We start from the raw sequence: 17906 nt of genomic DNA on the forward strand, positions 1-17906 counted from the left end.
ATGGCCTCCGCTTCGCTCCGGCGGGTTCTCGGCCCCTGGGCCGAGAACGAGCCGGTGCGTATCTCGCAGCTGCACCCACTCGCGGACGAGTCGGCCCTACGATCGCGGGCTTTATCTACCTCGGCAATTGGGTGCCGATGATGATCTTCGCCTTGATGGACCCGTCGGGGTTCTTGTCCCCCTGCACGACCACCATGTCACCCTGTTTCAGATCGGACACCTTCCCGGTGCCCATCGAGATGACCTGGGTGTCCGCATCGGTGTGCACGGTGACCGAGTTGCCCAGCAGCGACTGCAGCATGATGGTCGTCCCATCGTTGCTGTTCACGGTGCCCATGGTCGCGCCGAGGCCGTCGATATCGCCGAGGCCCGGGAGCTGCGGGAGGCTGGGTTTCGCGCCGCCGGAGGGGTTGGGCGGCACCACGGGGACGCGCGTCGGCGCGGGCCGGCCGGTGGCGGCCGCGTCGGAGGACGAGGAGTCGTTGCCGGCGAGCAGCAGTCCGGCGGCGATCCCGCCCAGGACCACCAGGACGAAGACGGCCGCGGTCAGCGCGATCCACAGGCCGGTGCGGCTGCGGCGCGGCGGTTCGACGGGCAGCCCGGTCGGCCCGACCGCTCCCTGCGGGGCGGTGGTGCCGGGACCGCCGGAACCGTAAGGGGGGTATTCACCGGGTTCGCTGTACCCGGATTCGTACGCGCCCCATTGGCCGTCGTAGGGCGGAAGTTCGCGGGTCGCGTTCGGCCCGGGTGATTGTTCGAAGTACTGGCCCTGATATTCCGGGTGGGACGGGAATTCGTAGGGCGCGGTGTGTTCGTAGGGCCCGGGATGTCCGTAGGGGCGAGTGCTCTCGTACGGCTCGGGGCTCTGACCGTACGCTTCCGAGTATTCCGTCGTGTGTGACGCGCCGTCGTCCGGATGCCGGCCCGATGTGCCGAGCTTCTCGGTCGGCGTATCGGGTGAATCCGGACGCTGCGCCCACGGGTCGCTCGGATTCGTCATGCAAACCAGGGTAGGTGCAGATCGGCGTTGCTTCAGCGAAGTGCGCCAACCGGTGGATGGGGGCGGCGGATTCGGGCTGATACGCCGAGGGCGCGGTGTGCGATCCACTCACACACCGCGCCCCGGCATCGAGCCTCCGAATCGAGTCCGGCATCGAGCCCGGTCGTCACCGTCCGACGATCAGCCCGTCGCCGTCGGGTGCGACGTTGACCTTCACCAGATCGCCGTCGGTGACCTCACCGGCCAGCAGTTCCTTGGCCAGCGAATCGCCGATGGCCTGCTGGATCAGCCGGCGCAGCGGCCGGGCACCGTAGACCGGGTCGTAACCGCGCACGGCCAGCCAGAACCGCGCCGAATCGCTCACGTCCAGCTTCAGCCGCCGCTGCGCGAGCCGCTTCTGCAGTTGTGCCAGCTGGATGTCGACGATGTTCTCGAGCTGTTCCTCGTTGAGCGCGGAGAACATCACGACGTCGTCGAGGCGGTTGAGGAATTCCGGCTTGAACGCCGAGCGCACGGCGTTCATGACGAACTCCTTGTCGCCACCGGCACCCAGGTTGGAGGTGAGGATGAGGATGGTGTTGCGGAAGTCCACCGTGCGGCCCTGGCCGTCGGTGAGCCGCCCCTCGTCCAAAACCTGCAGCAGGATGTCGAAGACGTCGGGGTGCGCCTTCTCGATCTCGTCGAACAGCACCACCGTGTACGGCCGTCGCCGGACCGCCTCGGTGAGCTGGCCGCCCTGGTCGTAGCCGACGTATCCGGGCGGGGCGCCGACGAGGCGAGCCACCGAGTGCTTCTCGGAGTACTCGCTCATATCGATGCGGGTCATCGCCCGTTCGTCGTCGAACAGGAAGTCGGCCAGCGCCTTGGCCAGCTCGGTTTTACCGACACCGGTCGGTCCGATGAACATGAACGAACCCGTCGGCCGGTTGGGATCGGCGACCCCGGCCCGGGCGCGGCGCACCGCATCGGAGACGGCGGTGACGGCCTCGGCCTGTCCGACGACCCGATGTCCGAGCTCCTCCTCCATCCGCAGCAGCTTCTGGGTTTCACCCTCGAGCATGCGGCCGACCGGGATGCCGGTCCACGAGGAGACCACTTCGGCGATGTCGTCCGGCCCGACCTCCTCCTTGAGCATCACCTCGTCCTCGAGGCTGCCGCTGCCCGCCTTGCCCGCGTTCTTCTCGGCTTCGGCGAGCTGCTTCTCGAGCTGCGGGATGCGGCCATAACGCAGTTCGGCGGCCTTGCCGAGATCGCCGTCGCGTTCGGCGCGCTCGGATTCACCGCGCAGCGCCTCCAACTGCTCCTTGATCGTGCGGACCGAGTCGATGGCCTGCTTCTCGTTCTGCCACCGCGCCATCAGCTGGTTCAGCTTCTCGCGGTCGTCGGCCAGTTCCTGGCGCAACTTGTCGAGTCGCTGCTTGGACGCCTCGTCGGTTTCCTTGGCGAGGGCGACCTCCTCGATCTCGAGGCGGCGCACCGCCCGCTCGACCTCGTCGATCTCGACGGGCCGCGAGTCGATCTCCATGCGCAGCCGGGAGGCCGACTCGTCGACCAGGTCGATGGCCTTGTCGGGCAGGAAGCGCGAGGTGATGTAGCGATCGCTGAGGGTCGCGGCGGCCACCAGCGCGGAGTCGGTGATCCGCACACCGTGGTGCACCTCGTAGCGTTCCTTGAGTCCGCGCAGGATGCCGATGGTGTCCTCTACCGACGGCTCGCCGACCAGCACCTGCTGGAACCGCCGCTCCAGGGCGGCGTCCTTCTCGATGTGCTGACGGTATTCGTCGAGCGTGGTCGCACCGACCAGACGCAGTTCACCGCGCGCCAGCATGGGCTTGATCATGTTGCCGGCGTCCATCGCCGATTCGCCGGTCGCGCCGGCGCCGACGATGGTGTGCAGTTCGTCGATGAACGTAACGATCTGTCCGGCACTGGATTTGATCTCCTCCAGCACCGCCTTGAGCCGTTCTTCGAACTCACCGCGATACTTCGCGCCGGCCACCATCGCGCCGAGGTCGAGCGAGACCAGTGTCTTCCCGCGCAGCGACTCCGGGACGTCACCGGCGACGATGCGCTGGGCCAGCCCCTCGACGATGGCGGTCTTACCGACACCGGGTTCGCCGATGAGCACCGGGTTGTTCTTGGTGCGCCGGCTCAGCACCTGCACCACGCGCCGGATCTCGGTGTCGCGGCCGATGACCGGATCGAGTTTGCCCTCGCGCGCGGCGGCGGTCAGATCGGTGGAGTACTTCTCCAGCGCCTGATAGGTGCCCTCGGGGTCCGCACTGGTCACGCGGGTGTTGCCGCGGACCGCGGTGAACGCCTCGCGCAGCGCGTCGGCGGTGGCGCCGTACTTCAGCAGCAGCTGCGAGACGTCGGAATCGCCCTCGGCCAGCCCCACCACGACGTGCTCGGTGGAGACGTACTCGTCACCGAGTTCGGTGGCGAGGCGCTGACCGGCGGTGAGCGCGGCGAGCGCTTCCCGGCCGAGCTGCGGCTGGGTGGTCGCGCCGGTCGCGCGGGGCAGCCGGTCGACGATGTCCTGCGCCTCGCGCCGCACCGTTGCCGGGTCGACCGCGACAGCCTTCAGCAGGGGGGCGGCGATGCCGTCGGTTTGATCCAGCAGCGCCACCAGCAAGTGAGCCGGACGAATCTCCGGATTTCCGGCGGCCGAGGCCGCCTGCAGGGCTGCCGTCAGGGCAGCCTGAGTCTTGGTGGTGGGGTTGAACGAGTCCACGATCACCTTCCTACGGTCGTCTCGCGTGGTTGTCGGTCAGGTCCGCGCGGGCCGCACGAACTCTTCTGGACAGTTCAACGCGGTAGGAGTTGAGTCTGTTCCGCTCAAGTTTGACATATTTTCCGAACCTGTGGCCAATCGTTTCACCCTCGGCGGATCTGGGTAAAGTGATCCGCTCATCACCGTACGACCACGGTTTTTTCGGGGATACTGGTCCGCGGAGGCCGACGACGCGGCAGCGGTGGTCGGACACATCGACGGAAAGGAAGCTCGACGTCGTGGATGCGCGTTCGGCAGCGCTGGTCCGCGCCAACTTCCGATCGATCGTCGAGGCGCCGCAAGGGCCCGAACGACTGATCGGCGCGTTTTACAGGCATCTGTTCGCGGAGGCTCCCGGCCTGCGCGACTTGTTCCCGCACACGATGGATATGCAGCCCAAGCGGGTGTGCACCGCCATCCAGTTCGTGCTGGATCATCTGGAGAACTGGGATCGCGCCCAGGGGTTCCTGGAACAGTTGGCTCTCGACCACCGCAAATACGGTGTCGAGGCGGCACATTACGATGCCGCCGGACGCGCGTTGCTCGCCGCCTTCGTCACCTACAACGGCCCCCTCTGGACGCACGATCTGGAGGACGGCTGGCGCGATATCGCGATCCTCATCTCGGCCTCGATGGCCATCGGCGCCAATTCCGACACCTCGCGACCGTATTGGGAAGCGACGGTGGTCGGCCATCGGCGCGTACTCGACGACCTGGCGATCGTGCGCCTGCAGTCCGATGAGCCGATCCCCTATCAGGCGGGGCAGTACGTACCGGTCTCGATCCCGCAGCGGCCGAAGATGTGGCGGTATCTGTCCCCGGCCATTCCCACGAACCCGTACGGCGAGATCGAATTCCATGTCCGCAAGATCCGCACCGGGTGGGTCAGTCCCGCGATCGTCGGCGAAACCGAGGTGGGCGACACCTGGTTGATCGCCGGGCCGCTGGGCGGCCTGCACATCGACACCGAATCACAGCGCGATGTGCTGATGATCGGCTCCGGCACCGGAATCGCGCCGCTGCGTGCCCAGCTGATCGAGATGGGCCGGCGCGGCGTCAACCCGCGCGTGCACTTCTTCATCGGCGGCCGCTATCCGTGCGATCTCTACGACGTGGAGAATATGTGGCAGCTGTCGCTGAGCAATCCGTGGCTGACGGTGGTTCCGGTCTGCGAGAGCGATACGAATCCGTGGTGGCATCCGCATCCTCCCGCCGATCCGCCGTACGGCATGCATCGGCGGCTGATCGGGAATTTGGGCGCGGTCGTTGCCAGCTTCGGCTCATGGTCGGATCGGCAGATCCAGATCGCCGGATCAGCGCGGATGATCGCCGACACCAAGCGGGCGCTGCTGGCGGTCGGCACCCCCGAACACATCATCGCCGCCGATCCGGTGTGAGCGGCAATCGGTAGGCAACCGGGCGTCCACGGCGTACCTTGGTGGGCGGGCCCGAACGCACGGGACCGGGCCCGGCACAAGACTTTTCGGACGCGGCAGATATCCCGCGGATCACAGGAGGAACGGTGACGTTGGGGCCGGATGAGACCGGGGAGATTCGGCTGGACGCGCCGACGGAATGGTCGTCGACCGTCGTCGGACATCATCGGCTGCGCCACGATCTCGCGGTGGTCCGGTTGATCGGCGAATTCGTCCCGTTCGAACCGGGTCAGTCGGTCGAGGTCCAAATTCCGCAGCATCCGGGTATGCGACGCCGGCTGTCGCCCGCACTGCCGCCCTCCCTGGACGGCAAACTGGAATTCCACGTCCGCACCGTCCCGGGCGGATGGTGCAGCGGGTCGATCGTCACCGAAACGGCCCCCGGCGACGAGTGGCGGATCAGTGCCCCGGCAGGGTGGCTGAGCGTCGACCCCGGCACCACCGACCTCGTGATGATCGCCGGCGGAACGGGTTTGGCGCCGATGCGCTCACTGCTGCTGGATCTGTCCCGTCGCCCGCAGCCGCCGCGCACCCATCTGTTCATCGGCGGGCGCAGCCCGCGCGACCTCTACGCCTCCGACATGCTCTACCTGCTCGCAGGCGAGATGCCCTGGCTGACGGTGATCCCGGTGGTCGAGAGGGCCGAGGATCCGAACTGGGTCGACCAGTGGTACGAGAGTTGCCGCGTGGATGTCGGATTCGATGTCGACGAGATGCTCGAGGGCACGCTGGCCGATGTGGTGGGCGATATGGGCCCGCTGCTGCACCACCAGGTCCTGGTGTGCGGCTCGCCCGGAATGACCCAGGCCACGCTGGAAGTGCTGGTCAATACGGGCACGCCGGCGGAGGCGATTCGCTTCGACGGGCTCTGACCCGCCCCGGACCCGCTTCGGCGGGCGTCTAGAGCAGCGGATCGTGGCGGATGTTCTCGGTGGGCGTGCCCGCCGCCATCAACCGGAATTTGGTGGTCTGCACCGTGCTCGGTGATCCGACGATCTGGACATCGCAGTCCGACCAATCGCCGCCGCGAGCCACCACGGCTCCGATCTGTCCCGTTTCCCGCGGCGCTATGCCCGGAAGATCGGGTTCGACACGCTCGGGGTGGTAGTACCACCAGGGGTTGTCGTCGCTTTCGGTGACCGGAACGACGGTGAGCCACTTGTTCGCGACGGCCAGTTCGCTCAGCGTCGGCAGATCGTAGAGATCGCATGGATGATGTCCGCCGACGAACAGGTGGACCTTCGGATTGGATCTACGTCGGGACATCGCCAGCAATTGCGCACGCAGCGGCGCGATTCCGGTGCCGCAGCCCACCATCAGCATCTTCCGGCGCGTGTTGCGCGGCACCCCGAGCCCGCCCAGCGGCGCCCCGAGCAGCCACTGGTCACCGATCGCGGTGTGGCCGACCATCGCCGGACTCACCCAGCCGCCGCTGACGCTGCGAATATGGAATTCGATCTCGCCCTGGGGATTCGCCGGAATCGCCGGGGACAGGTATCGCCACATCCGCGGGCGGGCCGGGATCTGCACGCTCACATATTGTCCGGCCGCATAGGACATGGGCTGGTCGAGCCGCAGCCGGACGACGACCAGATTGCACAGCACCTCGCGATGTTCGACGACGGTTCCGGTCCAGACCGGCGGTGTCGTCTCCAGTTCGGCGGCGCCGATCATCGTCTCCGTGATCAGCCCGAGGCCGGCATCCCAGGCCTGCTCCACCTCGTCGGTCCACAATTCGGTTCCGGCGTGGGCTCGCAAGGCGCTTTTGAGCGAATTGCCCACGGCGGCATAATGTTCGGCTACGACGCCGTATTTGCGATGGTCGCGACCGAGCTGGGCCAGGAAGGGTAGTAGCTGCTCGGGCTCCTCCAGCCGGTCCACGGCATAGCCGATGGCCTTGACCAGCCGGTCGCGCTGCACCTCCAGTGCCGCGGGGAAGAAGTCCCGGAGCTGCGGATATTCGGTGAAGAGCAGGGCGTAGAAGGAGCGGGCGAGCTGTTCGGGGCCGCCGTCCTCCGCGGCCACCGCCTTGAACGTCGTTCTGATCAACGCGACGGTCCGCGAATCCATCTGTCCACAACCCCATTTCGCACGTCGAACACGGGCCGGTCCGGTGAGCGCGGTGCCGCCGGACACGCGGCGCAGCCGATGGAGACCGAGTGTAGGCGAGGTTTGCCAGGCGCGGGACGCACTGATGGAACAACAGGGAGGTAATTCGGCCGAACCGAGGTCCGCGGGTGTGTAGGCCCCTGGAAACCGACCCAAAGACCGTGACACGCCATGTATTTCGGCGTGTTCGGGAGTAGTCGTGCATGGCTCGATACGCGATTTTCAGATTTGCCGGTCGCATGCTGGGCAACCGTCTGGCATCCGCAGACGCGAACAGCGCCCCCGATCGGGGGCGCTGTCGCACAGTGTGTTCGGTCGCGGAACGGCGCCGCGCCGAACCCGCTTACCGCCGTTTGTTGCGCGGCTGCCACACCACCAGTGCGGTACTGCGTTGCGGCGGAGTCAGATCGGGCCGGTGCCCGGCGCGCAGGCGGTCGACCTCGGCGGTCAATTCACCCACCCGCTGCTGCAGCGCCTCGACCTGATTGGTGAGTTCGATGATCCGCTTGATCCCGGCCAGGTTGACGCCCTCGTCCTGCGACAGGCGCTGCACCTCGCGGAGCAGTTCCACATCCCGTGACGAATAACGCCGGCCGCCGCCGGAAGTGCGTTGCGGCGTAACCAATCCCAGCCTGTCGTAGGTCCGCAACGTCTGCGCGTGCATTCCCGCCAGCTGAGCCGCCACCGAGATCATGAAGTACTCGGTGCCGGTTGCCCGATTCTTCGGATCACCGTTCATTACGCACCTGCCCAACCTGCGCGCGGGTCGAACCCGCCGGCCTTCTCCGCCTCCGCGTAACGCCGTAGCGCCTCGGAGGCTTCGTCGTCCAGCTTCTGCGGTACCGCGACCTTCACCGTGACCAGCAGGTCACCGGCGCCGCCGCCGCGCTTGGGCACACCGCGCCCGCGCACCCGCAGCGTCCGGCCGTCGGCGGTGCCGGGTGGCACCTTCACTCCGACTCTGCCTTCCAGTGTAGGCACGGAAACCGTTGTACCCAACACCAATTCGCTGTAGCTGACCGGCAGCACCAGGGTCAGGTCGTCGCCGTTGCGGCCGAAGACCTTGTCCTGGCTGACGTGCACGGTGACGAACAGGTCACCTGCCGGCGCGCCGCGCAGGCCCGCCTCGCCCTGACCGGCCAGCCGGATCCGCTGCCCGTCGCGCACCCCGGGCGGGATGCGCACGGTGATGGTGCGGGTCCGGTTCTGGATACCGGTGCCGTGACAGTCGGTGCAGGGATCGTCGATGATCGAGCCCGTTCCACGGCAGTCGTCGCAGGGTTCACTGAACCCGAACGCGCCCTGGTTGCGGCTGATCACGCCGGACCCGTTGCAGTGCGGGCACACTCGCGGGCTGGTGCCCGGCTTGGCGCCGCTGCCGTGACAGGTAGTACACGGCGACGGACTGGTCATCCGCAGCGGAACGGTCACGCCCTGGGCCGCTTCACGGAACCCGAGAGTCGTCTCCGTCTCCACATCGCTGCCCCGTCGCGGGCGCGACGTGGTCCGTGTGCCACCGCGGTTGAACAGGCCGCCGAGGATATCCCCCAGACCGCCGTCACCCGCGCCGGCGGCCGCACCGCCGAAGATGTCACCCAGGTTGAATTCGTTGGAGAAGCCGCCACCGCCGGTGTAGCCGCCACCCGGTGCGTAGCCGCCGCGGCCGAAACCGCCGCTGGCGAACAACCGCCGGGCCTCGTCGTACTCCTTGCGCTTCTCCGGATCGGCCAGCACGGCGTGCGCCTCGCTGACCGCCTTGAAGCGCTCCTCGGCCTTGGTATCTCCCGGATTCTTGTCCGGATGCAGATCCCGGGCCAGTTTCCGGTAGGCCTTCTTGATCTCGTCCTGGGTCGCGCCGGAGGAAATACCCAGCTCTTTGTAGAAGTCCTTTTCCAGCCACTCCCGATTCACCGGGCATCTCCTCCTTCCGTCACGTTGCGCGACTGTGTGTTACTCGGCACCGTCGGCATCTCGGCCGGCATTCGCAGTGTCCGACGAGTCGGACAGATCCGCTACCCCATCGGTGACTCCGACCAGCGCATGGCGCAGGACGCGGTCGCCGAAGCGGTAACCCTTACGCATGACCACCCCGATCACCGGGTTGTGTCCCTCGCCCTCGTGCTGCACGGCCTCGTGCAGGGTCGGGTCGAAAGGTTCACCCTCGGCACCGAATTCCTCGAGGCCCTGCTTCTGCAGCGCGTCGGCGAGCTTGTCCGCGACCGACTTCAGCGGTCCGGACTCGAGATCGCCGTGGGCACGGGCACGATCCAGATCGTCGAGCACACCGAGCAATTCGGTGACCACCGCGGCCTTGGCCGAATCGATGGCGGCCTTGCGGTCGCGATCGACACGGCGGCGATAGTTCGCATACTCCGCGGTCAGCCGCTGCAGATCGGCAGTGCGCTCCGACAATTCGGCGCTGATGCTGTCGGCGAGGGCGTCACCCTCGGCGGCGGGGGCCGCGGCGGAATTCGCCGCGGCCTCGCTCACATCACCCTGCGGAGCGGACGGTTTCCCGTCCTGGTCGATCTTCCGGTTGTCGACGATGGTGACCGGCTCCTCTTTCGGGTTCTGTTCCGTCACTTCTTCTCCGGCTCTTCCACGACCTCTGCGTCGACCACGGTGTCGTCACCGGCGGACGCGTTGCCCGCACCGTCGGCGGCGGCGCCACCCTCGGCGGCCGAAGCCTCGTAGATCGCCTGGCCCAGGGCCTGCGATTCGGTGGCCAGCTTCTCCACCGCGGACTTCACCGCGGCGATGTCGCTGCCCTGCAAGGCCTGCTTGGCCTCGGCGATGGCCGCTTCGACCTTCTCCTTGGTCTCGGCCGGCACCTTGTCGGAGTTGTCCGCGATGAACTTCTCGGTCTGGTGGACGAGCGACTCCGCCTGGTTGCGGGTCTCCGCCTCCTCGCGACGCGACTTGTCCTCGGCCGCGTGCGCCTCGGCGTCCTTGATCATCCGGTCGATCTCCTCCTTGGACAGGCCGGAGCCGTCCTGGATCTTGATCGTGTTCTCCTTGCCGGTGCCCTTGTCCTTCGCGGTGACGTGGACGATGCCGTTGGCGTCGATGTCGAAGGTGACCTCGATCTGCGGCACGCCGCGCGGGGCCGGCGGGATGCCGGTCAGCTCGAAGGAGCCGAGCAGCTTGTTGTGCGAGGCGATTTCGCGCTCACCCTGGAAGACCTGAATCTGCACGGACGGCTGATTGTCGTCGGCCGTGGTGAAGGTCTCCGACCGCTTGGTCGGGATGGTGGTGTTGCGCTCGATGAGCTTGGTCATCACGCCACCCTTGGTCTCGATACCCAGCGACAGCGGGGTCACATCGAGCAGCAGGACGTCCTTGACCTCACCCTTGAGCACACCGGCCTGGAGGGCGGCGCCGACGGCGACGACCTCGTCCGGGTTCACGCCCTTGTTGGGCTCCTTGCCGCCGGTCAGTTCCTTGACCAGCTCGGAGACCGCGGGCATACGGGTGGAGCCACCGACGAGCACGACGTGGTCGATGTCCTTGACCGAGATACCGGCGTCCTTGATCACCGACTGGAACGGCGCGCGGGTGCGGTCCAGCAGATCGGAGGTGATCTTCTGGAACTCGGCGCGAGTCAGCTGTTCGTCGAGGAACAGCGGGTTCTTCTCCGCGTCCACGGTGATGTAGGGCAGGTTGATCGAGGTGCTCTGCGAGGAGCTCAGCTCGATCTTGGCCTTCTCCGCGGCCTCACGCAGACGCTGCAGGGCCATCTTGTCCTTGGTCAGGTCGATGCCCGAGCTGGCCTTGAACTTGTCGACCAGCCAGGTGACGATCCGGTTGTCCCAGTCGTCGCCACCGAGGTGGTTGTCACCGGAGGTGGCACGAACCTCGACGACGCCCTCGCCGATTTCCAGCAGCGAGACGTCGAAGGTGCCGCCACCGAGGTCGAAGACCAGGATGGTCTGCTCTTTGTCACCCTTGTCCAGGCCGTACGCCAGCGCGGCGGCGGTCGGCTCGTTGACGATGCGCAGGACGTTCAGACCCGCGATCTGGCCGGCCTCCTTGGTGGCCTGGCGCTGTGCGTCCTCGAAGTAGGCGGGCACGGTGATCACCGCGTCGGTGATCTCCTCGCCCAGGTAGGACTCGGCGTCGCGCTTGAGCTTCATGAGGGTACGGGCGCTGATCTCCTGCGCCGTGTACTTCTTGTCGTCGATCTCCACGGTCCAGTCCTCGCCCATGTGGCGCTTGACGGACTTGATGGTGCGATCGACGTTGGTCACCGCCTGGTTCTTGGCCGGCTGCCCGACCAGAACCTCTCCGTTCTTGGCGAACGCGACGACCGACGGGGTGGTGCGCGAACCTTCCGAGTTGGCGACGACGACCGGCTCACCGCCTTCGAGAACAGCGATGACCGAGTTCGTGGTCCCGAGGTCGATACCGACCGCACGAGCCATAGTGGTTCCTCCTAGGTGATGTAACTGTGTGTGGTGCAGGGGGCGACCCTGCGCGCGGCACTTGTTCGTGCCGGTCGGACCTTTCCCGTATGTGTAGAGGTGGCCCCTGACACCGCACGGAGCACGGTCCTCAGCAACACTGAGCGTGGTCGGCTCAATCCTGCACCCCGATCCCGTCGGAGTCAACCAGAGACTTGAGCCACTTACACTCAACCTTGCGTCGAACAGCTCAACGAGCGGGGCGGACGGTTCATTCCCGCCGGGGCGAAAAATTTTCCCGCCCCCGGCGGCGAACACCCGGCCGGATACCGCGATACGCGGATGACCAGGCGTTTCGATCGCTTGCGAGCTCAGCCGACGGCCGCGAGCACCTGATCGGCGAGATCCTTGTCGAGACTCACCCGGACCAGGGCGGCGGCCAGTTCCGCGTCGTGGCCGGAACGGCCCAGGCGATCGAGCCGCTGCGGATCGGTCGACAGATGCAGGAGATCGGCACCCTTGCGGGCCCGGTCGTCGAAATGCGGGCGCACCCAGGTCCACACGTCCTGCACCTCACGCAGGAAGATCTCGGCGCCGGTCGGCCCGATGCCCTTGAACTGCTGCAGTAGTTCGGCCAGCCGATCCGGGTCGCGATCCGCTTCGCCGGCCAGTTTCCGCAGATCGCCCTGATAGCGGTCGAGCAGGATCGTGGCGTTCTCACCGAGCCGGGTGGCGGTCGATTCGTCGTAGCGGCGGTAGTGGCCGCGCCCCAGCGCGTCGACGAGGTCCTGCCATTCGGCCTCGGCGACGCGCTGCGGGGTGCGGTAGCCGCTCGATCTCAGTTCGCGCGCGGCGGCGACGGCGATATCGGCGGTGATCCGGGCGCTCATCAGTTGAGCCAGCACCAGGAGCTGGAACAGCGGAGCCGGTTTGTCGGCGAGGGAGATTCCCGCCTCGGCCGCATAGGTGGTCCCCGCTCGGTCGAGCAGTTCCCGGGCGATCCGATCCTCGTTCCCGCTCATCTGCGACACCCCACTTTCGTCGACCCGGCGATTCACTTCCCGGCTAACCCGCGACGCGCAGGTGAAACCTGCTGTGAGGACGGGTCCGGCGTTCACTGGCTCACAGCTGGACGTTCACCGCCTCACTGCTGGGACTTGAAGACCACCAGGGGTTCGCCGGACGGCGCGACCACCAGGTGCCCGCTGCGGGCGCCTTCGGTGAAGATCGTGACCGTCGGCGGGTGGTCGGGTGCCGAGCTGTCGCGACCGATGATCAGATGGCTGACCTTCGTCTGCGGTGAGCCGACGGTTCGCGGGGCTCCGGCCAGCAGGGCCGCCAACTTCGGCACATCGATCGTGGCGAGGTCGATCGGCGCGAGTTTCGGATCGCGGCTGCTGGTCGTCCAGGTATCGAATTCGCCCTTGTAGGAGGCTCTTTCGGTGGTCGACGGATCCCCGGGGCGGGGTCGCTCGATCGAGGCGTGGTCCGGCATCAGGGTCACGTCGTCGGCAAGCAGATCGCCGTAGTGCTGACGGTAATCGGAGAGGAACACTTCGATGCCGGCGGCGGTCGTCATATCGGGCGGCGTGTGATCGGCGAGCGGACCGTTGTCACTGCTCACCCAGCCGCAGAACATTCCGATCAGCGCCGCGGCCGCCACGGCCCCACCGGCCACCATCCAACGCCTGGACCGTCGTCGCCGCGCCGGGCGCACGACCGGGGCGTCGACCAGATTGGCCGGAATCTGCAGATCGCCGATCACCTTCTCCACATCGGCGAAGGTGCGCGCGCTCATCGCCGCGGCGGTGCGCCGCTGGTGATCGCCATCGGAGAGCTGGCCGTCGTCGCGGGCGGCGTCCAGCAGTGCGCAGGCATCGACGCGATCCGAATCACGCACGCGCAGAGCACTGTTCGCGGCGCCGGAGGACGCGCCGGTACGGCGGGATGTGTCGAAGGTTCCCATCGGCGGCACCTATGTGTGGAATGGATAGACGCGAATCGGATCGCCCGCGGGCGTGGCCTCCAGGTACGCGTTCTCGTTGAACGAATTGCCGACGTAGATGCTGATCGTCGGCACCTTGGTGATGGTGTCGATGCCCATGCCGATATGACTCACCGCGCCGCCGGGGACCTTCAGCAGCGGTACCGCCCGCGCGATCAGCTCGCCCAGCGCGGACGTGTTCACCGCCGCGAGGTCGAAGATCGGCTTGTCGGCCGAACGGGTGGTGACGGCCGTCGACGGCATGAAACCGCCGCGATAGGAGTAGTCGGCCACTCGATTCGGCTGGCCCGCCGAGGTGCGGTCGACCGAAGCATGATCCGGGAAGAGCGACAGATCATCGACGGTGGTGTCGCCGAATTTCGCGCGATAATCGGCGCGGAACTTCTCGAAGCCGGCCACCGTGGTGAGGTCGGGCGTCTCGATCACCATGGGCCGCACCACCTGTGGCGCCGCGGCCACCACCGGTTCGGGCGCGGGGGCGACCCGATGCGTCAGCAGATATCCACCCACCGCCGCGGCCGTCACGGCCACCGCCACCGCGCCCGCGAACCACGCCGTCCGGCTCCGCATCCCCGCCCGCGGATCGATCGGCGCCTCGGCGGGACGTTGCAGGTCCGCGGTCAATTCGGCTAGGTCGCCGAGGGTTTCGGCGGCCGCGGTCAAATCGGTGAGGGTCTGATGTTCTTCCGCCGAGAGCTGGCCGTCGGCCAGGGCGGTGTCGAGGGCTCGGCAGGTTTCGGCCCGGTCGACGTCGCGAGCACGGATGTGCGCCGGATAGCGGCCTGCCCGCCGGGGCGGACCCGGCGGCTGCTTCCATTGCGCACCGCCTGCGGGCGGTTGCAGGTCGTCGACCAGATTCCGCAGTTCGCCGACGGTCTTGGCGGTGGCCGCGCGGTCGGACCGGTCGTGATATTCGTCGGCGCCCAGTTGGCCCTCGTCGAAGGCGGCATCGAGCAGGGTGCGCGCTTGAACTCTGTCCATATCGCGGGCCCGCATACTGCCGGGTGCGGGCATACCCGACATTCCGGACCCAGAAGAGCTCACCCCTGGATGGTAGCGACTCGACCTCCGCATCTCGGCGTGTCGCAGCGACCCCCCGACCTCTGGGGTCTTTCCGGTCCCTGGGGTGTTCCTCCGCAATCCCGCTGAATCGGCACATCCCGCGCGGTACCGTGCGGATATGAAGGCCGTGGTGTGTTCGGAAGGCAAGCTGGACGTCGCGGATATCCCGGCGCCGAAACCCGGGCCCGGTCAGCTGGTGATCGCGGTGTCGCGATGCGGGATCTGCGGATCCGATCTGCACGCCCGCCTGCACTGTGACGAATTGGCCGAGCTCGCGGCCGTCACCGGTTATCCGAATTTCATGCGCTCCCATCAGCGTGTGGTGCTCGGGCACGAATTCGTCGGGGAGATCGTCGAATACGGCCCCGGCTGCCGCAAACGCTGGCAGCCGGGCACCCGTGTGGTGGCACTGCCGATCGTGCGCAACGGGCGCACACCCGAACTCACCGGGCTGTCGGAGCAGGCGCCCGGCGGCTACGCCGAACAGGTCGTGGTGCAGGAATCCATGACGTTTCCGGTACCCAACGGCCTGGCCACCGACCATGCGGCGCTGACCGAGCCGATGGCCGTCGCCTGGCATGCGGTGCGCAAGGGGCGGGTCGGTCGCAACCAGCCGGCGTTCGTGGTCGGGTGCGGGCCGATCGGCCTCGCGGTCATCAGCATGCTGCGCGCCGCCGGCGTGAAAAACATTGTCGCCAGCGACTTCTCACCGCGCCGCCGCGAACTGGCGCGCCGGTGTGGCGCGAATGTGGTGGTGGATCCGAATCTGGAATCGCCGTGGACGGCCAACCCCGCGAAGGGCCGCATCTCCGGCGTCACCGATATCCTCAATCTGGGTTTCGACACCATGACGCGACTGCGCAGCATCCCGAAACTGCCCTGGTGGTACCTGTTCCGCCTCGCGCACAGCCTGGACGCGGCGCCGGGCGGGCCGGTGGTGTTCGAATGTGTGGGCGTACCCGGCATCATCGACCAATTGCTCACCGACGCACCGCCTTTGACCCGCATCGTGGTCGTCGGGGTGTGCATGGAGACCGACCGTTTCCGGCCCGCGATGGCGATCAACAAGGAGATCGAACTGCGCTTCGCCTTCGGCTACGACCCGGGCGAATTTCGCGACACCCTGCACATGATCGCCGACGGTAAGGTCGACCCGGCCCCGCTGATCACCGGAACGGTGGGATTGGCGGGTGTCGACAATGCCTTCACCGCTCTGGGCAGTCCCGAACAGCACGCGAAAATCCTTGTGGACCCGTCGAGTTCACTGATCGACGTGTGATCGTTCAGCGGTCGAGCAAGGGGAAGCGTCCGGAGTCCAGCAGGGTCGCGATCGCCTCCAGCCGGGCCGGCGGCAGCGCGTAATCCGGATGGGCCCGCAGGATCGACGCGGCATCGTGCAGGCCGGCCATCTGCGCTTCGGCATCGGCAGCGCTGCGACCGCCGGGCGTCACCGGGTGACCGGCGAGGCCGGGCCTGCCGGGCCGCACCCGGCCCTGATCGACGGCGGTCCGCACGCGGCGCGAACATCGGCACGGCGCGGCCGGATTCGCCACCCCGCAGGTGGAGTCGAGGAAGTTGCCGAGCCGAGTGCGCGCCCGTTCCAATCGTTTCCGATAGGCAGCCGCGCCGATGCCGAGAATCCACGCGGCCTCGGCCGAGGACAGTTCGAAGACATCGGCGAGGACGAACGCGACCCGCTCGTCACGAGCGAGACATTGCAGCATCGCCTGGCTGCAGACGAGCCGGACCTCCCGGGTGAGCACCGTCGCCTCGGGGCCCCGGTACTCCTGTTCGGCCAGTCCCTCCAGCAGATTGGCGCCGAAGCCGTCCAGATCCAGAAGTGCCGATTCCTGCGGACTGCGGCGGCGCTGATTCAGCAGGTGGTTGACCCCGATGCGATAGGCCCAGGTCGTCAGCTTCGCCTCGCCGCGCCAGCTCGCGAGATTGCCGACGGCGCGCAGCAGGATCTCCTGCACCGCGTCCTCGGCGTCGGACGGATTGCCGGTCATCCGTAAGGCCAAGCGGTACAGCGGATCCTGCAGCAGTCGCACCACCTCGGTGACGGCGCTGCGGTCACCGGCCACGGCGCGATCGACCAGGGCGGTCTCGGCCACCCGCTCGTCGGCGTCGTCAACGCTCATCGACCTATCGTGCGGTGCCGCGGACGGCACCGCAACGGCGCAGGTCATTGCCGCGTTGTCCGGACCTCGGTCCGGGGTGCCGTGAGCCGCGAGCCGCGCAGCCAGGTCGCGACGGCCGCTCCGATCGCGTCGGGACGGTCCTCGGGTGCGTGGTGTCCGGCCGCACCGATTCCGACGACCTCGACCGCGGCGAAGGTCTGCCGCGCCCATTCCACCGCGTCCGACGATCCGAGGCCGACGCCGGCATCCACAGCCATCACCAGCTTGGGGATATCCGGTGTGGAGGCCATCCAGCGGCCGTAGTTCTCCATGACGGCGGCGACGTCGGCGGGCTCCCCGTCGAACGGAATCTCCCTCGGCCACACCAACATCGGCCGCCGCGACTCCGGCGTCGGATAGGGCGCGCGATACACGTCGAGGTCGGCCGGAGTCAGGCTGCGGGCGCCGAACGGGAGATTGAACTCGATGAACATATTGTCGCGCAGGATCATCTGTTCGCCCTCCGGTGACCGGAACCGCCGGAACAGCTCCGCGCCCTGTTCGGGCATCTCGGACCAGCGCAGCGGGCGCAGGAACGTCTCGAGCACCGCGACGCCGCGCACCCGGTCGGCATGGCGTGCGGCCCAGTCCATTCCCAGCGCACCACCCCAGTCGTGGCCCACCAGCACGACCTCCTCCAGTTCCAGGGCATCGAACCAGGCGTCGAGGTAGCGGGCGTGATCGGCGAATCGGTAGGCGATATCGGGCTTGCCCGACTCACCCATCCCGATCAGATCCGGCGCCAGCACCCGGGTCAGCGGGTCGACGTGCGGAATCACGTTGCGCCACAGATAGGACGAGGTCGGGTTGCCGTGGAGGAAGACCACCGGAACCGGTCCGGTGCCGCTCTCGCGGTAGTTGACGAAGGAATCGAGAGTCACGACGATCGGCATGATGTGTCCTCGGATCGGTGCCCGGCCGATTTTTCGGCCCTTACATCC

At 67.4% G+C, this 17906-nt stretch carries 15 protein-coding genes; 3 read left to right on the forward strand and 12 right to left on the reverse strand.

What is annotated here, in order from left to right:
* Nucleotides 1-115 precede the first annotated feature (115 nt).
* Both C8258_RS24075 and clpB read right to left on the reverse strand, forming a co-directional pair.
* Nucleotides 116-1000: a DUF5666 domain-containing protein gene (locus tag C8258_RS24075; RefSeq protein ID WP_106957126.1), complete on the reverse strand. Its 885-nt coding sequence runs from the start codon at nt 998-1000 to the stop codon at nt 116-118.
* A gap of 166 nt (nt 1001-1166) precedes the next feature.
* Nucleotides 1167-3734: an ATP-dependent chaperone ClpB gene (gene clpB / locus C8258_RS24080; RefSeq protein WP_106957194.1), complete on the reverse strand. Its 2568-nt coding sequence runs from the start codon at nt 3732-3734 to the stop codon at nt 1167-1169.
* A gap of 278 nt (nt 3735-4012) precedes the next feature.
* Between clpB and C8258_RS24085 the strand changes: the two genes are divergently transcribed.
* Together C8258_RS24085 and C8258_RS24090 are read left to right on the forward strand one after the other, a co-directional pair.
* On the forward strand, nt 4013-5170 hold the full coding sequence (locus C8258_RS24085; RefSeq protein ID WP_106957127.1) for an FAD-binding oxidoreductase: 1158 nt from the start codon (nt 4013-4015) through the stop codon (nt 5168-5170).
* 125 nt (nt 5171-5295) lie between these two features.
* On the forward strand, nt 5296-6081 hold the full coding sequence (locus C8258_RS24090) for an FAD-binding oxidoreductase (RefSeq protein WP_083871327.1): 786 nt from the start codon (nt 5296-5298) through the stop codon (nt 6079-6081).
* A gap of 28 nt (nt 6082-6109) precedes the next feature.
* Here the strand turns inward: C8258_RS24090 and C8258_RS24095 are convergent, their stop codons facing one another.
* From C8258_RS24095 to C8258_RS24130, 8 genes are all read right to left on the reverse strand, one after another.
* Nucleotides 6110-7279, reverse strand: coding sequence for a globin domain-containing protein (locus C8258_RS24095; RefSeq protein WP_106957128.1), 1170 nt, complete (start codon nt 7277-7279; stop codon nt 6110-6112).
* A 382-nt stretch (nt 7280-7661) separates the two neighbouring features.
* Entirely contained in the window at nt 7662-8057 is a 396-nt protein-coding gene (locus tag C8258_RS24100; protein WP_039781458.1) for a heat shock protein transcriptional repressor HspR, read from the reverse strand.
* On the reverse strand, nt 8057-9229 hold the full coding sequence (dnaJ, locus tag C8258_RS24105) for a molecular chaperone DnaJ (RefSeq protein WP_106957129.1): 1173 nt from the start codon (nt 9227-9229) through the stop codon (nt 8057-8059). Before dnaJ ends, C8258_RS24100 begins: the two co-directional genes overlap by 1 nt.
* 39 nt (nt 9230-9268) lie before the next feature.
* Nucleotides 9269-9901 (reverse strand): nucleotide exchange factor GrpE, encoded by a 633-nt coding sequence (gene grpE / locus C8258_RS24110; RefSeq protein WP_063013989.1) that lies wholly within the window; start codon nt 9899-9901, stop codon nt 9269-9271.
* Complete coding sequence (gene dnaK, locus C8258_RS24115) at nt 9898-11739, reverse strand: molecular chaperone DnaK (RefSeq protein ID WP_036506545.1); 1842 nt, start codon at nt 11737-11739, stop codon at nt 9898-9900. Before dnaK ends, grpE begins: the two co-directional genes overlap by 4 nt.
* Before the next feature lie 350 nt (nt 11740-12089).
* The gene (locus C8258_RS24120) at nt 12090-12740 is read right to left on the reverse strand and encodes an endonuclease (protein ID WP_106957130.1); all 651 of its coding nucleotides are present in this window, start codon (nt 12738-12740) and stop codon (nt 12090-12092) included.
* 122 nt (nt 12741-12862) lie between these two features.
* Nucleotides 12863-13684 carry a DUF1707 domain-containing protein gene (locus tag C8258_RS24125; RefSeq protein ID WP_146161319.1) on the reverse strand — a complete coding sequence of 274 codons (822 nt, stop codon included), beginning with the start codon at nt 13682-13684 and terminating at the stop codon, nt 12863-12865.
* A 9-nt stretch (nt 13685-13693) separates the two neighbouring features.
* Entirely contained in the window at nt 13694-14767 is a 1074-nt protein-coding gene (locus tag C8258_RS24130; RefSeq protein ID WP_158271305.1) for a DUF1707 domain-containing protein, read from the reverse strand.
* Between the two features lie 136 nt (nt 14768-14903).
* Between C8258_RS24130 and C8258_RS24135 the strand changes: the two genes are divergently transcribed.
* Nucleotides 14904-16064 carry a zinc-binding dehydrogenase gene (locus C8258_RS24135; RefSeq protein WP_106957195.1) on the forward strand — a complete coding sequence of 387 codons (1161 nt, stop codon included), beginning with the start codon at nt 14904-14906 and terminating at the stop codon, nt 16062-16064.
* Between the two features lie 4 nt (nt 16065-16068).
* On the opposite strand, the gene C8258_RS24140 is transcribed toward C8258_RS24135, so the two are convergent.
* Both C8258_RS24140 and C8258_RS24145 read right to left on the reverse strand, forming a co-directional pair.
* On the reverse strand, nt 16069-16926 hold the full coding sequence (locus tag C8258_RS24140) for an RNA polymerase sigma factor (protein ID WP_106957133.1): 858 nt from the start codon (nt 16924-16926) through the stop codon (nt 16069-16071).
* Between the two features lie 44 nt (nt 16927-16970).
* Nucleotides 16971-17858, reverse strand: a complete 888-nt coding sequence (locus C8258_RS24145; protein WP_106957134.1) for a haloalkane dehalogenase — start codon at nt 17856-17858, stop codon at nt 16971-16973.
* Nucleotides 17859-17906 lie beyond the last annotated feature (48 nt).

The sequence above is a fragment of the Nocardia sp. MDA0666 genome, assembly GCF_003023875.1.
In the GTDB taxonomy this organism is placed as follows: domain Bacteria; phylum Actinomycetota; class Actinomycetes; order Mycobacteriales; family Mycobacteriaceae; genus Nocardia; species Nocardia aobensis.

Coding starts and splice junctions, on each gene's coding strand:
- C8258_RS24075 (WP_106957126.1), bottom strand. CDS start 1,000: ATGACGAATCCGAGCGACCCGTGGGCGCAGCGTCCGGATTCACCCGAT.
- C8258_RS24095 (WP_106957128.1), bottom strand. CDS start 7,279: ATGGATTCGCGGACCGTCGCGTTGATCAGAACGACGTTCAAGGCGGTG.
- C8258_RS24100 (WP_039781458.1), bottom strand. CDS start 8,057: ATGAACGGTGATCCGAAGAATCGGGCAACCGGCACCGAGTACTTCATG.
- dnaK (WP_036506545.1), bottom strand. CDS start 11,739: ATGGCTCGTGCGGTCGGTATCGACCTCGGGACCACGAACTCGGTCATC.
- C8258_RS24120 (WP_106957130.1), bottom strand. CDS start 12,740: ATGAGCGGGAACGAGGATCGGATCGCCCGGGAACTGCTCGACCGAGCG.
- C8258_RS24125 (WP_146161319.1), bottom strand. CDS start 13,684: ATGGGAACCTTCGACACATCCCGCCGTACCGGCGCGTCCTCCGGCGCC.
- C8258_RS24135 (WP_106957195.1), top strand. CDS start 14,904: ATGAAGGCCGTGGTGTGTTCGGAAGGCAAGCTGGACGTCGCGGATATC.
- C8258_RS24140 (WP_106957133.1), bottom strand. CDS start 16,926: ATGAGCGTTGACGACGCCGACGAGCGGGTGGCCGAGACCGCCCTGGTC.
- C8258_RS24145 (WP_106957134.1), bottom strand. CDS start 17,858: ATGCCGATCGTCGTGACTCTCGATTCCTTCGTCAACTACCGCGAGAGC.